The sequence below is a fragment of the Amycolatopsis sp. cmx-11-51 genome (assembly GCF_047608665.1).
In the GTDB taxonomy this organism is placed as follows: Bacteria; Actinomycetota; Actinomycetes; order Mycobacteriales; family Pseudonocardiaceae; genus Amycolatopsis.
The window spans coordinates 1,034,502-1,048,333 of record NZ_JADNQO010000001.1; the positions used below are offsets into that span (position 1 = coordinate 1,034,502).

Genomic DNA, 13,832 nt, shown 5'->3' on the forward strand with positions numbered 1-13,832 from the left:
CCGGTGACACGAACCGCCTAGCCGTGCCACATCTCTTCCTTCACGGGGTGAAGGTGAACCAGTTGACGCTCACGAAATCGGCGGGCTGGCCGCTCGCGAAGGTCAAGTAGACGTCGTGCTTCCCGGTGATCCCGCTGATGTTCGCCGGAACGGTCCGCCAGTTCTGCCAGCCGCCGGTGTCACCGACGGCGAAGCTGCCGACGGGCGCGTTCGACCGGCTGTCGAGCCGGACCTCCACGAGGCCGCTCACGCCACCCGCCGCGCCGGACGCCACCCGCGCCTGGAACTGCCTGCCGGTCCGCGTCCCGAAGTCGACGTTCGGATAGCGGGCCCAGTCGCCGTTGCCCGCCGGGCCGATGTTCTGGCCGCCGCCGGAGTCGGACGTGGCCTGCTTGGCGATCCCGGTGGCCTGGCTGTAGGACTCCGCCTGGATCGTGCTGTAGGCGCTGCCGCCGCCGGGAGAACTCGTAGTCGTGGTGGGTGTGGTGGGTGTCGTGCCGCCGCCGCGGGTCAGGACGGTGACGTAGTCGACGAGCATCGGATGCCCCGGCACGATCCCGGGTCCCGGCGTCGTGGTGCCGGAGTTGTTGTTCGGGAACGCGCCACCGATCGCGACGTTCAGCAACACGAAGTAGCCCGCGTGGTTCGTCATGTTCGCCCAGGTGGTGGCGTCCACCTGGTTCTGATCGACCGAATGGAACTGCTGACCGTCCACGAACCAGCGGAACACGTTGGGGACGGCGCTCGTGTCCCATTCGAAGGTGTAGGTGTGGAACGCGCTCTGGCAGCTCGCGCCGGGGCAGGTCCGGCTGCCGACGAGGCCGGTGGTCTCGTCGCACGGGCCGCCGGGGTTGACGCCGCAGTGCAGCACACCCCAGACCGAGTCGATCCCGTTGACGTTCTCCATGATGTCGAACTCGCCGACGGCGGGCCAGTTCCAGTAGTTGCCGCGATACGGCGAGCCGAGCGCCCAGAAGGCTGGCCAGTAACCGAGGGCCGCGGCACCGGTGACGTTCGGCATCTGGATGCGGCCTTCGATGCGGAGCGCGCCACCCGACGGCGGTTTGAAGTTCGTGCGCTGCGTTTCGATCCGCCCCGAGGTCCAGTTGCCCGCGCCGTCACGCAGCGGCGTGATCCGCAGATTCCCGGAACTGTCCTGAGCGAGGTTGGCGGGATTCGCGGTGTAGTTCTGGATCTCACCGGTGCCCCAGTTGCCGGGACCGCCGGGATAGGCGTGACCGGTGTCGATGATCCAGTTCGCGCTCGACGGGAGCGAACCCGCGGCGCCGGTGAAGTCGTCGGTGAACACGGTGGTCCAGCCGGACGGCGGGGGCGGGACGGCGGCGGCAGCGGGGATCGTGAGGGGAACCGCGATCAGCGCCGCGCCGGCCGCCGCGCCGAGCGCGATCTTCCAGCGGCTCCGGTGGCTCGGACGGCTCGCTTGGGGAGAAGTAACGGACATCGGACCTCCTCGTCAACACTGTCGAGGGTTTGTTGCCGTTCACAACAAAGCGGTATGTCCGATATGACACCTGGTCTGAACCACTTACGCCTACCACCGTCCGGGTGAATCTGCCCCCAGCCCCGACGCGATGAACGGGACTTTCCTCGCAACTTTTGCGAGGAAAGTCCCGTTCATTACCCTGGTCAGAGGCCGAAGCGGCTCCACGCGGCCTTGTGCTGCACGGCGTCCAGCAGCGCGCTCGCCGCGGCGGGAGCGCCGATGCCGAGCCGCGCCAGCAGGGCCTTCTTCGGTTCGGCGATCGAGATCTCGGCGTCCGGGTACCGCTCGCTGATCACCTGACGGAGGCTGCCGACGCCGTCGATGAGACCGAGTTCGACCGCGCGGGCGCCCAGCCAGACATCCCCGTTGAACAGGTCGTCCGAGCCGGAAAGGCGGTCTCCCCGGCGTTCGGTGACCCAGTCGACGAACAGTTCGTGGAGCTGGCCGTGCATCTTCTTCAGCCACTCGACGTCTTCCGGCTTCTCCGGGCTGAACGGGTCGAGGCGGGACTTGTTCGTCCCCGCGGTGTGCAGCCGCCGCTCGATGCCGAACCGCTCCAGCAGGCCGGTGAACCCGAACCCACCGCTGATCACGCCGATGGAACCGACCATCGACGTCCGGTGCGCGTAGATCTCGTCGGCCGCGCAGGCCAGCCAGTAGCCACCGGACGCGGCGACGTCCTCGGCGAAGGCCAAGACGGGCACGTTCTTCTCGTCGGCGAGCTGGCGGATCCGCTCCGCGACCAGGCCCGACTGCGTCGGCGCCCCACCCGGCGAGTTGATCTGCAACGCGACGGCCTTCAGCCGGTCGTGCGCGAACGCGCGGGTCAGCGCCGATTCGACGGCGGCGAGGTTGATCGATCCCCTCGCCAGTGGCGACGGGGTCGGCGTGATGACCCCGTGCAGCTTCACCACGGCGACGACGTCCTTGCGCTCACCCCGGTCGCCGATCATCGGGAGACGGGAGGTCAACTTGTCCGCAACGCTCATACCGCCAGGTTACCGACGTTCAGGACGGCAGCACGCCGCTGCGCGAACCGGCCACCCCGCTGGCCTCGTGCGGGCCACCCTGCGGGGGGACGGCGGTGCTGTCGACGGAGAAGTCCGGCAGGTTCGGCCGCACACCGGGCATGAACTTCGGCACCCGCAGGGTCACCTTCATGCCGGCACCGGGCGCGGTTTCGACCATGAGCGCGTAGTCGCGGCCGAACACCTGCTGCATCCGCTGGTTGATGTTGCCGAGGCCGACGTGCGCGCCGGTGCGGTGCTGGCTGCGGAGGTCCGCGAGCTTGGCAGGCTCCATGCCGATGCCGTCGTCCTCGACGGTGATCAGCGCCTCGGCGCCGTAGTCCTCGGCGATCACCGTGACGCAGCCGCCGGAAGGCTTCGACGCGAGGCCGTGTTTGACGGCGTTCTCCACCAGCGGCTGGATGATCAGGAACGGCACGACCACCGAAAGCACCTCGGGCGCGATCTTCATCCGCACTTCTAGGCGCCCGCCGAAACGGGCGTTCTCGATGGTCAGGTACCGGTCGATGTTCCGCAGTTCCTCGGCGAGCGAGGTGAACATGCCCGACGTCCGGAACGAGTAGCGCGTGAAGTCGGCGAAGTCCTGAAGCAGCTCTCGCGCCTCTTCCGGGTCTGTCCGGATCAGCGACGAGATGGTGTTGAGCGCGTTGTAGACGAAGTGGGGCGAGATCTGCGCGCGCAGCGCCTTGATCTCCGCCTGCTGGAGCTGGTTCTTCGATTCGTCGAGGCGTGCCAGCTCGAACTGGGTGCAGACGAACTGCGCGACCGCGTCGGCCATCTGCACCAGCCGCCCGCGCGTGCGCCCGACGACCAGCAGCGCCGCCTCGGTCTCGCCCTCGACGATCAGCGGCACGATCACGGCGGTCCGCATCCGGCAGGTGCCGCGGTGGTTGCACGGCATCTTGTCGTGCGCGACGACCTCGCGGCGGTGTTTGCGGATCGCGTTGCCGATGGCGTCGACGAGATCGACGTAGTGGTCGTTGGCCTCGCCGTCCCAGGACAGCAGCGTGCCTTCGCTGTCGGTGATGCCGACGGCGACGCAGTCGAGCATCTCCAGCAGCTGGCTGGTGATCTTGTCGGCGACCTGTTCGTCGAGCCCCTCGCGGAGGTCCGGCGTCGCCTTGGACATCCGGTGGACGGCCTGCAGCACCGCGTTCTCCACGATGCTCGCGGGACGCCGCAGCTTGATCAGCAGGACGATCACGAGGATCGCGAGGAGCAGCGCGACACCCCAAGGGATGATCTGCGCGATCTCGAGCCCGGACACGGCGTCCATGCTCTGCGCTCGACCAACCGGGTGCAAGGCCTGCTTCCCACTTTCCGTTGAGTTGTGACAACTGAGGGTGGGACCGACCCTACCCAAGCCGGGGTGCTCTCCCCGGGGTCACTCCCCGTGGCGTCGGGAAGACTGTCCGCAGGCAATCGTTTCCGGGGGAGGAACACAAGGCGCGGAACGGGGAAACTCGCCGCGGTCGGGGAACCTGGTCGCGGAAGGGGGATTCCCGGGAGCGGTCGTCCAGGTCCGGAGCGGTGAGGCGTGCTGGCGCTGAACGGGTACGACCTGGCGAAGGACGTGGCGCACGAGGCTCCGCTGCCGAGCAGTCCGCTCCCCGCGGGTCGCCGCCGCCCGCTGCTGACCGCGTTTAGTCCTCTAGTTGCGGTAGTTGCGCGTGCAAGTACCGCAACTAGAGGACTAAACGCGGAGGTGGTGGGTCACTTCAGCAGCCGCGACATCCGCCGGTCCGCCAGTGGTTTGCCGCCGGTCTGGCAGGTGGGGCAGTACTGGAACGACTTGTCCGCGAACGAGATTTCGCGGATCGTGTCGCCGCAGACCGGACACGGCAGCCCGGTCCGCGCGTGCACCCGCAGCCCGGACCGCTTCTCCCCCTTGAGCCTGGCCGCGGACTGTCCGACCGACCGCGTCACGGCACTGGTCAGCACTTCACGGATGGCCTCCGAGAGCCCGTCGAGCGCTCCTTCGGACAGTTTTCCGGTTGTGGCGTAAGGAGAAAGCTTCGCCATGTGCATGATTTCGTCGGAGTAGGCGTTGCCGATCCCGGCGACCAGCGACTGATCGGTCAGCGCCGTCTTCAACCGCTCGGTGCGCCCGGTGAACAGCTTCTCGAGTCCCGCCCGGTCCAGCGACAGCGCGTCCGGCCCGAGCCGCGCGATGCTGGCGACCTCCTTCTCGGGATCGCGCACGATCCAGACCGCCAGTCCCTTCTTCGTGCCGGCCTCGGTGAGGTCGAAGCCCGGCCCGGCGGCCTCGTCGAGGTGGACGCGCAACGAGATCGGCCCCTTGCCGGGTTTGAGCGGCGTCGGCGACAACGCGTCGGACCAGCGCAGCCAGCCCGCCCTCGCCAGGTGGACGACCAGATGGAGATCCCCGGCGACGAGGTCGAGATGCTTGCCGAAGCGGCCGGCCCCGGTGACCTCGCGGCCGTGCAGCTCGGTCCACGGCGGTGTCGCCGTCTTCAGGACGCTGAGGGACGACACGTCGACGCGGAAGACCGTCTTGCCCACCGCGTGTTCACGCAGATGGTGAGCGAGCGCTTCGACCTCGGGTAACTCGGGCATGGCCCCAGTCTCGCGCGTTCAGGCCGCCGCGACTACTCCACCGGGTGCAACGGGCCGTCGAAATCCGGCAGCGAGTGCTTCTGGATGGTCTTGGTGATCTTCGAGACCTCGCCGCGCACGGTGAACATGCCGCGGATGGTGCCCACCCAGCGCTCGGACGGCCGGTCGCCCGCCAGATCGCCCTCGGTCTCGGCGACCACGGTCCACGGACGGCGCAGGATCCACCGCAGCGGGAAGAACAACGCGACCAGCAAGAGCGCCAACGGAACCCAGGACGGGATCATCACGTCCGCGGGGGTCCACAGGATGAGCACGATCGCGAGCAATGCCGTCACCACGATCATCGCGATACCCGGGCCGTAGCTGCCTGCCACATCGTGCTCGAAGTCGTCCGCTGTCGCGGGAGCACGCCATTCCATCTGGGCTCGGACCACCCAGTCACGGCCGTCCTCGCCGTGCACCAGCCGGTTCATTCAGTCGCCTCCCGCGCGGCCGCTCGCTCGTCGTGAGCGAGCTCCACCGTACCGTGACCACGGCGAAATTCGCGAGAGTTCGAAGGCGATCTGTCCCTCTCGCGCGTTACGGGCACGTCGGGTGGTCGACGCGTGGTTCCGGATAGTGGGAAGTGGGCTTCACCGGGCTCTGCTCGTCCTCCGACGGCTCGTCGGACGGCGTCTCGGTCGTCCCCTCAGGGTTGCCGATCACCGGCGAAGTGGCCCCTTCCCGGCCAGTGGTCGACTCCGGCGCGTTGTTCGGCTCCGTGGACTCCCGCGGGGTGGTCGTCGTCGGACTCAGCGACCCCCCGGACGGCGGGAGGTCGTCCCGCTTCGTGGTGGTCTGGTTCGAGCCGGTTTCCGGGACCTCGTTACGCGGCGAGGTCTCCTCCTGTGACGGAACCAGGCCTGGCTGAGGCTGCGGCTGCGGTCGCGGCTGCTGAATGTCGTCGCCGCCGAATTCCTTCCTCGACTTGCCCGCACCGGGCAGGCTCGGCAGGTCGGCGACGCCGAGTTCCGCCGCCGGGCCCCGCCCGGTCTCGATGGACTGGGGCCCCTTGCCGTGCAGCTGGTCCTCGGCGATCCGCTGCGGCGGAATCTCCACCGGCCTGCCCTGGCCCGGCGGGGCGACCTGCGCCGGCAGCAGCGCCAGCTCCGGCAGCCCGCCACCGGGCAACCCGATGGTGTGCGTGACGTCGGTGCCGAACACGGCCGGACCCGCGACGAGCCCGGCCGCGCCCGCGGCGGCCGTCGAGGCCACCGCCAGACCGACCTTGACCTTCGACCCGAGCAGGATTCCCTTGACCGACGCGGCCACCCCGGACAATGCCCCGGACGACCCGCTCGCGTAGATCCCGGCCGCCCCCGGCACCAGCAGGGCCACCACACCGGCGTGCGCCCGCAGCGAAGAACAGACGTCACGCAGCTCGTCATGCGTGGCACGGCAGGACTGGCACCCGATCAGATGAGCCTTGATCCGGCGAGCCTCGGCACCGGTGACACTGCCCGCGGTGAACCCGCCGAGCTTCTCCACCACCGCCCGGCACGAATCCGGCCCGCGGTTCACCGACAGATGCGCCTGCAGATACGCCGCCCGCAGCCCCTGCCGCGCCCGGCGCGCCAACGCCGCCGTCGCGTTCGCGCTCAGCCCGAAATGCGGCGCGACCATCGAGGGCTGCTCACCCTCGACCTCCGTCTGCCACAACACCGAACGCCAGCGCTCCGGCAAACTCGTGAAAGCGGTCGTGATCAGCGAATGCTCGGCCGTACGGGCATGCGTGTCCGTCCCCGCCCCGGCCCGGAAAGTCAGCTCGTCGTCGCTCACCGGCACGTCACGACGCGCGCCGTGCCACTCCCACGAGACCCGGCGAGCCACCGTCAGCAGATACGCCCGGACATAGTCCCGCGGCCCCGCGCCCCGGCGCAGCGCCTGAAGCACCCGGAAGAAGGTTTCGGCCGTGATGTCCTCCGCCTCCGAACGATCGGAGGCCAGACTGCGCGCCAGTCGCCGCACCGCGGCGGCGTGAAGCTCGAAAAGCTCCCCGAAAGCGGCGTCCTCCCCTTGGCGGAGCCGCTGGAGCAATGCCTGCTCGTCGGATTCCGAGACCGCCTGAAGCGGCACTGTGCCCTGCTCGGTCATCCGGCCAGGCACCTCCTCCCCGAAGGACTCACCATTCGGTCGAATGGGGACACCATACGGAGGTATGCAGCCGTCGTCACCCCTTGTACGCCAGGCGTGACACCGAAGCACGTGTCGGGGTGGGTAAAAACGGCTACAGACGGTCCGTGTATGGTTGTTCCACTGCTTCAAACGAGTGCTGAAGCAGCGCAGGACATGCGGATGTAGCGCAGCTGGTAGCGCATCACCTTGCCAAGGTGAGGGTCGCGGGTTCGAATCCCGTCATCCGCTCGCATGCGGGCGCAGTGTGTCCAGAAAAAGCCTGGACCCAGGCCTGCTCGCCATAATTCCCGGGGGGGCCGAGCCCCCCGGACCCCCACGTCGCTTGTCTCTCACCTTTTCGGGGTGGGTACGGAGCACGTGGTCTTCTTCGTTTTCCCCCTATGTTCTTCGTGGCTCTTTTGGTTACTAAGTGCTACAGGTTCGGTGAGCGGGGTCACACGACCGTAGTAATTCGGATTCGTGCATATGTCGGCCCGCTGGCCGCGGTCGTCACCTGGGCATTCGGTAGCTTGTGGGCCGGATCTTCGAGCCTGAGGGAACAAGCATGAGCGAGAGCACGTCGGGTGGCGACACCGCCACCCTCGAGCCCGCCTCGCGACGTCCGCGAACCACCGGGACCAGGCTGTCCCGGCTGCCCGGCCTCGGCACCGTGTCGCTGTGGGCCCTCCTTGTCACCCCCATCGTGCTCGCGCTCGCCGAAGCCCTGAGGTCACCGAGGCTCAACTACTGGGACTTCTGGCACGCCCTCAGCCTCACCACCGACGCGAACGGCTCGCTCGACCCGTCGACCTTCGGGAGGCTGTACAACGAGCACCCGATCATCACCGTCGCGATGACCTTTTGGGTCGACGCGAAGCTCTTCGCCGGCGCCAACTGGACCCTCGGTGTCGCCACGGTGCTGCTGGCTCTGGTCACCTACGCCGCCCTGTGGAGCATGCTCCCCGAGAAGCTCACCGGCCTCCCCCGTCTCGCCGTCCTGGCCGCGCTTTCCCTGCTGGTCTTCTCCTCGGCCGGGATGGACTACTTCGGCGCGGGCTGGATGGGGATCCAGTGGTTCGTCGGCATCGCACCCGCCGTCGTGGCCATCGCGTTCGCCCACCGCGGCCGCACCGTGCCCGCCATGCTCCTGGCGCTCATCGCCTGCCTCGGCCACGGCTCCGCCTTCCCGGTCTGGATCGCGCTCGTCCTGATCGCGTGGCTCCGGCGGGACCGGCCGTGGCGGGTCCTGCTTCCCTTGGTGCTCGGCCTCGGTGTCCTGCTCTTGTGGCGGCTGGCCACCAGGGTCGAGGTAGGCGCGCCCCCCGCCATCCTGGGTGTGGACACCTACTTCGGTTCGATCGTGACCGTCCTCGGCCGCACCTGGGCGGCATCGGCGGCCGACACCGCCATGGTCACCGGCGTCGCCATGCTCGTGGCCATCGGACTCACCGTCGTGGACGCGGTCAAGCGACGGGGCACGGCGTCGACCCCGCAGGCGGGCAACAGCTCCGGCTGGGTCGGCTTGGGCGTCCACATGGCACTGGCCGCCGTGCTGATCGGGCTCGGCCGAGGGCGGTTCAGCAACGTCGAAGGCCTCTCCGCCCGCTACTCGATCATCGGCCTGCTCGCCGTCGGCGCGCTCCTTGTCCTCCTGGCGATGCGAGCACAAGGACGCGTCCAGCGCTACCTCGTGCCCATCGCACTCGTCGTCGGGCTCAGCACGTACGCCGTCGGGTCGACGAGCGCCCACATCGTCCGGAAGGGTTACCCCGGCCAGCCCGTCCTCGCGGTCGCCATGCAGACCGGCGCCACCGCGGTCGTCAAGAAGATGAACGGCTACCCGGAGAACCTCGACAAGTACCGGCGACTCGGTATCTACCCCTTCACGTCCGACTTCACGCTCGGCTGTGGCGAGGGCGGACCGGAACTCGGCTCCCGGATCGACGTGGCCTCGGTCCCGGTGATCACCGCGGCGATACCGAAGGGTGGCGATCGGACGGCCGGATTCATCGAGAGCCCCGCTGTCACCGGCGACACCACCCTCACCGGCTGGTCCTTCGTCGGCGGCGAACAGGCCGACTGTGTGGTGGTCACCGATGGCTCCGGCACGGTCGCCGGAGGCGGCGCGGTCGGCTTGCCACGCCGCGACGTCTCGACGGAGTTCGGCCCCATCACCGGCCGCGCCGGCTGGGAGGCCGTGGCACGACCGGGACTCGAGGACGGTCTCGTGTTCGTGAGCCGCGAGGGCGAGCTCTACCGGCTGGGGGCGCAGACCGACGGCAAGCCCTGAGATTCCGCCCGCTCAGGGCGCGGGCACCTTGAAGGGGTCGTGCTCGGACAGGAGCTTGTCGACCCGTGCCTGGTCGACTCTGCTGACGACGGCGTTCTCGTCCTGCCGGTCACGGACGCATTTGGCGAGGGTGAACGCCGACGTCGTCAGGAACAGCATGCCGAGAGGCCCGCGATGACGGCGACCAGGGCCAGGCCGAAGGAAAGGGCCGCCTGGACAAAGAACGCGACGGTGGTCGGAGGCGCCGAGGAGTGGGGTTTTTCGTCATACAAACCAAGGTCCACCGACGGCCGCCCGATGTCTTGAGTACGGCTACTCAAGAAGGTGTCGCGATCAGATCTCGTAGCCGTCCATCACGGTCGGCGCGACCGGGGAGAGGTGGTCGTCGCCGCGTTCGGCGACCAGGCCACGCGCCATCCGGTACACCTGGAACTCGTTGTCGTGCGCGGGATCCTGGTCGTCCCAGACGTGCAGGAGACCGTACGAACCCGGCGCGAGGTCGCCGACGCGGGTGAACAGGTCCACCAGCTCGGTCCCGATCACCGTGCCGTGCTTGTCCATACCGCCCAGATGCAGCACCGGCACCCCGGCGGCCCAGCGCAGGTCCACCAAATCACCGTCGGCGAAATCGCGGACGGCGCGGTGCACCCGTTCGACGATGCGCTCGAGCAGCGCCGCGTCATCGTCGCCGGAAGGGCTCGCTTGGATGGTCACCCACCCGTGGTATTCGAACACCCGCCTGAGTTTAGGCAGGTCCGGCCGCCATCACCGCCGGCGCCCCATCGCGCCGCAGCACGTTCTTGAAAACTCGCTCGCCGTGCCGCTCGAAGGCGGGCGCCAGTTTCTCGCCGTAGACGCACAAGGTTCGCTCCCACGGGTGCCCGAGTGTGCCGAAGCGGAAGTCGTTCGCCAGGAACAGGTGGTAGTCCGTACGCGGGAACACCGGAACCGGCCACGGGTCGAGCGCGGCGTGACGATGCGGGTAGAAGCGATACGACTGATGCTGCCAGTGCAACACCCATACCCACTCGTCCTCGGCGACGCAGTCCTTCAACGCCGACAACGCGACACGGGCGACGTCGTTCTGCTCGACGGCGTACGGGCCGAGCCGGAATTCGGCCGAAGACCGGTCGAGTCCACCGGGCGCGAGGTCCCACGCGACGGACGGCGCGGGTTCACGGAAGCCCGGCCAAGCGTGCGAATAGGTACTCGGCCAGAACGCGAGCTTGTCGTAGACCCAGTACCACGCGGGCTCATCCGCGACCCTGGAGACGGCTTCCCATGCGTTGTTCACGAGCGACCCTCGGTGGTTCGGCCGATTAAGACTGGGAAAGCTTCGTGTTCGGGGCCCAAGTTGTCCAGCTTGTAGGCATACTCCGTGAAACTGTCACCTGATCAGGTGTCTTGTGCCGCCGCCGGAACCGTGAGAATGACGGTGCGTGAACGGCGAGCCCGCCGGACGCGGGCTCGCCGTCGTTCGATCATGCGGCCGCCTCCCAAAGGCTCATGAAGGCCGACGCCTCACTCCGCACCCACGGCCGCACCCTGTCGCGATCGCGCGGTGACAACGCGAACTCCTTCGAACGCCGGACATCGATCACCAGCGGACGCCCGCCGGGACGCAGCTCGTCCATGGTCTGCTCCAGTAGCCACAGCACCATCTGCGCCGCGTCGCGGCTCAACGGTTCCTCCTTGAAGTAGAGCCAGGTCGCGTAGACCGGGCCGTCGGCCTTGCGCAGGCCGAGGTGCGGGTTGATGCCCACTTCGAGCGCGCCGAGCCGCCAGCGCGACCGGCCGACCTCGGCCAGCCGCAGGTCGCGCCGCCCCAGATAGCGCAGCCAGCCGTCGGCGATCTCGGTGTAATGCGGCCGCGTGCGCTCATCCGCGTTCTCGATGAGGGCACGCATCGCTTCGCGATCCCGCCCGGAGATCCGCCCGGCCCGGATCGCGTTCGCGGCGCGGAGGTAGAAGTTGAACCCGCCCCGGGCGGGGTCCTCGTACTGACGGCGCCACCGCCGGACGAACGAGGAACGTGCGGGACCCGAACTCGTGCTGTACCCCACGAACGTGGGCAGGGTGATGTAGGCCATCCGTGTCTGCCTTTCGCCGCTGTTCCTGCTGTACAACGTCGATTTTAGAACACATGTACGACAAAAACCGGCGCCTTACGGGTGACTCCGGCGAGGAGGCCAAGGACCTTCGAGCAACTCCGCCGATTCCTCGAGGATCGGCACCTCGCAGACGTCACGCGGGGTGAGATCGGTGGGGATCCAGTTGTCGAGCATCGCCGACCAGCGCGCGATTCCCCGTAGCGACGCCGGCGACCCGAGCAATTCGCCGACCTCGCTGACCAGCGCGCCACCGGCCGCGGGTGACAAGTCGCCCTCGACCATGGCGGTGAGCCAGCCGCGGATCAGCAGCCAGCGCGCGGCCGTCGGGTCGGTGGGCAGTTCGAGACCGAGTTCGCCGACGACCTGGCCGAGCGCGTTGTCGACGGCGTCTTCGCCGGAGGACTCGAGCCCGGCGAGCAAGGCGAGAGAGGGCACGTCGAGCCCGGCGACGATCGCGTCCAGACCGGCCTCGACCAGGTGGGACGTGCGGACGTCGCGTCCGGCGAGCCTGCCGATGGCCAGCTCGCGCAGCGCGCTGCGACACGCGTCGATTTCCGTCACCCGGCACTTCCCACGTCCGCCACCGTACCGCCGGGAGGGGTGGGTCGCCCGTGCACGCGTTCACCTGGTCGTGAAGGCCTCTTTGCCTGCCTTTCAGGGCCCAGGATCTCGGCAAAGTCGCGGAGCTGCCGCTCTGCGCTGCTGGTGGTAGTCCGGACTTGACATCGCTCGTGCCGGGGTTCATCCCTTCACCGTCAGCCTCACACAACGACGAATAACGCCTGACCCGCAAGACCTCGACTTTGCCGGGACCTTCCGGTCCACGATGTCGCGTCCGGGCGGTGCTGGACCTAGGCACGGACGGACGTAAGAATGGGAAAAGACCAACATCAACCACCCGTCCGGGTCATGCAACACTGACGGCCCACACCCGGCGGCAGGGGGCTATATGAGCTGGCAGGACGAGCTTCGACAGCTGGATGTCGAGCTGGCCTCGGGCCGCATCGGGCACACCGAACACCGCAAGAGGCGCGACGAACTCCTCGCGGAGGCGTCCGGTGGGACAATGCCGTCGCCGGTCGCCTCACCGTTGCGTCATCAGTCCGGACCGTGGCACAGCACCAACCCCGCCGCACGGCCGATCGAACTGCCGACGGCCACGGTCCCGGCGCCCCTGCCGCGGCAGACGCCCCCGCCGGAGCGGAAGACCGAGCCGATCGCCACCGAGCCGCCCCCGTACCGGTCACGCGACGAGAAGCGGGACAGGCAGTCCATCCCCCACATCGCGGACCACAAGACCACGGCGCCTTCGCCCGCCGACATCAATCCGACGGTCTATCTGCGCGCGGAGCCGCCAACGCAGGTCCAGCGCAAGCGGGCCACCGCGGAGCCGAACCGGCCGCTCCCGCCGCTGACGCCCGAGCCCCGCCCTCAGCACAGCGCTCCCGCCGAGGATTACACGGTCGCCGGCAAGGAGAAGCCGGTGTGGCTTTTCCTCGGCGCCGGTGTGCTCGTCGTGCTGGTACTGATCATCGGCGGGACCCTGTGGCTCGGTTCGTCGTCTTCGAACGTCGCCGGCACGCCGCCCGAGACGGCCCAGCCGCCGGGTGGGCTCTCCGGGCTCGTGCCGAGCGAACGGCCGGACAGCACGCGGACACCGGTGGAAGACCGGCTTCCCGCGTTGCCGGGGACGCCGTCGAAGGAGAACTCCACGATGTCGGTCGCCAAGGGTGCCGAGCTGAAGCTCTACTCCCAGGCCGCGGCCGACTTCATGCTGGCCAAAGGGGTCACCTCGGTCACCTACAAGGGCTCGTCCGACGGTGTGAAGGGCTATCTCGTCCTGGTGATCCCGACGAACGACGCGAAGGACGCGGACGCGGTCGTCAAGTACTTCCGGCAGAACTCGATCAACGCCGGAATGCGCGAACAACGCGTCGGTGACCGGCTCGCGCTCGTCGGCGCCAACAAGAACGGCCAGCTCAGCGGGTTCGGGTACGCGTCCGGCACGATGGCCGTGACGGCTTGGGTGTCCCAGCCGCTCGGTGGCGATTCGAAGGCACTCGACGACCGTCTGGAGAAGACGGCCGCCGCGCTGGGCGACGTCCTCCCGGCGGGCTGAGCTGCCCGGATCGCCGGCAGATCACGATTCGACCCGCGAGAGCGCCCCG

Annotated in this window: 13 protein-coding genes and 1 tRNA gene; 3 read left to right on the forward strand and 11 right to left on the reverse strand. The window is 68.6% G+C overall.

Annotation, left to right across the window (positions count from 1 at the left end; genetic code table 11):
- Positions 1–40: 40 nt before the first annotated feature.
- From ACM6LU_RS05260 to ACM6LU_RS05285, 6 genes are all read right to left on the reverse strand, one after another.
- Complete coding sequence (locus ACM6LU_RS05260) at positions 41–1,462, reverse strand: carbohydrate-binding protein (protein ID WP_414936400.1); 1,422 nt, start codon at positions 1,460–1,462, stop codon at positions 41–43.
- Positions 1,463–1,647: 185 nt separating this feature from the next.
- Positions 1,648–2,493, reverse strand: coding sequence for a S49 family peptidase (locus ACM6LU_RS05265; protein ID WP_414936401.1), 846 nt, complete (start codon positions 2,491–2,493; stop codon positions 1,648–1,650).
- A gap of 19 nt (positions 2,494–2,512) precedes the next feature.
- Entirely contained in the window at positions 2,513–3,808 is a 1,296-nt protein-coding gene (locus ACM6LU_RS05270) for a histidine kinase (RefSeq protein WP_414936402.1), read from the reverse strand.
- 437 nt (positions 3,809–4,245) lie between these two features.
- On the reverse strand, positions 4,246–5,109 hold the full coding sequence (locus tag ACM6LU_RS05275) for an Fpg/Nei family DNA glycosylase (protein WP_414936403.1): 864 nt from the start codon (positions 5,107–5,109) through the stop codon (positions 4,246–4,248).
- 32 nt (positions 5,110–5,141) lie between these two features.
- Positions 5,142–5,582: a DUF983 domain-containing protein gene (locus ACM6LU_RS05280; protein WP_414936404.1), complete on the reverse strand. Its 441-nt coding sequence runs from the start codon at positions 5,580–5,582 to the stop codon at positions 5,142–5,144.
- A gap of 106 nt (positions 5,583–5,688) precedes the next feature.
- The gene (locus ACM6LU_RS05285) at positions 5,689–7,242 is read right to left on the reverse strand and encodes a sigma-70 family RNA polymerase sigma factor (protein ID WP_414936405.1); all 1,554 of its coding nucleotides are present in this window, start codon (positions 7,240–7,242) and stop codon (positions 5,689–5,691) included.
- 197 nt (positions 7,243–7,439) lie between these two features.
- Here ACM6LU_RS05285 and ACM6LU_RS05290 point away from each other — a divergent pair.
- Both ACM6LU_RS05290 and ACM6LU_RS05295 read left to right on the forward strand, forming a co-directional pair.
- Positions 7,440–7,512 (forward strand) — tRNA-Gly (locus tag ACM6LU_RS05290).
- A 316-nt stretch (positions 7,513–7,828) separates the two neighbouring features.
- On the forward strand, positions 7,829–9,553 hold the full coding sequence (locus ACM6LU_RS05295; RefSeq protein ID WP_414936406.1) for a hypothetical protein: 1,725 nt from the start codon (positions 7,829–7,831) through the stop codon (positions 9,551–9,553).
- A gap of 12 nt (positions 9,554–9,565) precedes the next feature.
- On the opposite strand, the gene ACM6LU_RS05300 is transcribed toward ACM6LU_RS05295, so the two are convergent.
- From ACM6LU_RS05300 to ACM6LU_RS05320, 5 genes are all read right to left on the reverse strand, one after another.
- Complete coding sequence (locus tag ACM6LU_RS05300) at positions 9,566–9,712, reverse strand: hypothetical protein (protein ID WP_414936407.1); 147 nt, start codon at positions 9,710–9,712, stop codon at positions 9,566–9,568.
- A gap of 174 nt (positions 9,713–9,886) precedes the next feature.
- Positions 9,887–10,288 carry an immunity 7 family protein gene (locus ACM6LU_RS05305; protein ID WP_414936408.1) on the reverse strand — a complete coding sequence of 134 codons (402 nt, stop codon included), beginning with the start codon at positions 10,286–10,288 and terminating at the stop codon, positions 9,887–9,889.
- A gap of 10 nt (positions 10,289–10,298) precedes the next feature.
- Entirely contained in the window at positions 10,299–10,847 is a 549-nt protein-coding gene (locus ACM6LU_RS05310) for a DUF2716 domain-containing protein (RefSeq protein ID WP_414936409.1), read from the reverse strand.
- Between the two features lie 187 nt (positions 10,848–11,034).
- The gene (locus ACM6LU_RS05315) at positions 11,035–11,643 is read right to left on the reverse strand and encodes a hypothetical protein (RefSeq protein WP_414936410.1); all 609 of its coding nucleotides are present in this window, start codon (positions 11,641–11,643) and stop codon (positions 11,035–11,037) included.
- Positions 11,644–11,718: 75 nt separating this feature from the next.
- A complete protein-coding gene (locus ACM6LU_RS05320) occupies positions 11,719–12,225 on the reverse strand; it encodes a hypothetical protein (protein WP_414936411.1) in 507 nt (168 codons plus the stop codon).
- A 388-nt stretch (positions 12,226–12,613) separates the two neighbouring features.
- Between ACM6LU_RS05320 and ACM6LU_RS05325 the strand changes: the two genes are divergently transcribed.
- Positions 12,614–13,783 (forward strand): hypothetical protein, encoded by a 1,170-nt coding sequence (locus ACM6LU_RS05325; protein WP_414936412.1) that lies wholly within the window; start codon positions 12,614–12,616, stop codon positions 13,781–13,783.
- The last annotated feature ends 49 nt before the right edge of the window (positions 13,784–13,832 follow it).

What these genes read in the sequence shown, in the direction of transcription:
- ACM6LU_RS05260 (WP_414936400.1), bottom strand. Translation starts at nt 1,462, where the DNA reads ATGTCCGTTACTTCTCCCCAAGCGAGCCGTCCGAGCCACCGGAGCCGC.
- ACM6LU_RS05265 (WP_414936401.1), bottom strand. Translation starts at nt 2,493, where the DNA reads ATGAGCGTTGCGGACAAGTTGACCTCCCGTCTCCCGATGATCGGCGAC.
- ACM6LU_RS05270 (WP_414936402.1), bottom strand. Translation starts at nt 3,808, where the DNA reads ATGGACGCCGTGTCCGGGCTCGAGATCGCGCAGATCATCCCTTGGGGT.
- ACM6LU_RS05275 (WP_414936403.1), bottom strand. Translation starts at nt 5,109, where the DNA reads ATGCCCGAGTTACCCGAGGTCGAAGCGCTCGCTCACCATCTGCGTGAA.
- ACM6LU_RS05280 (WP_414936404.1), bottom strand. Translation starts at nt 5,582, where the DNA reads ATGAACCGGCTGGTGCACGGCGAGGACGGCCGTGACTGGGTGGTCCGA.
- ACM6LU_RS05285 (WP_414936405.1), bottom strand. Translation starts at nt 7,242, where the DNA reads ATGACCGAGCAGGGCACAGTGCCGCTTCAGGCGGTCTCGGAATCCGAC.
- ACM6LU_RS05295 (WP_414936406.1), top strand. Translation starts at nt 7,829, where the DNA reads ATGAGCGAGAGCACGTCGGGTGGCGACACCGCCACCCTCGAGCCCGCC.
- ACM6LU_RS05300 (WP_414936407.1), bottom strand. Translation starts at nt 9,712, where the DNA reads ATGCTGTTCCTGACGACGTCGGCGTTCACCCTCGCCAAATGCGTCCGT.
- ACM6LU_RS05315 (WP_414936410.1), bottom strand. Translation starts at nt 11,643, where the DNA reads ATGGCCTACATCACCCTGCCCACGTTCGTGGGGTACAGCACGAGTTCG.
- ACM6LU_RS05325 (WP_414936412.1), top strand. Translation starts at nt 12,614, where the DNA reads ATGAGCTGGCAGGACGAGCTTCGACAGCTGGATGTCGAGCTGGCCTCG.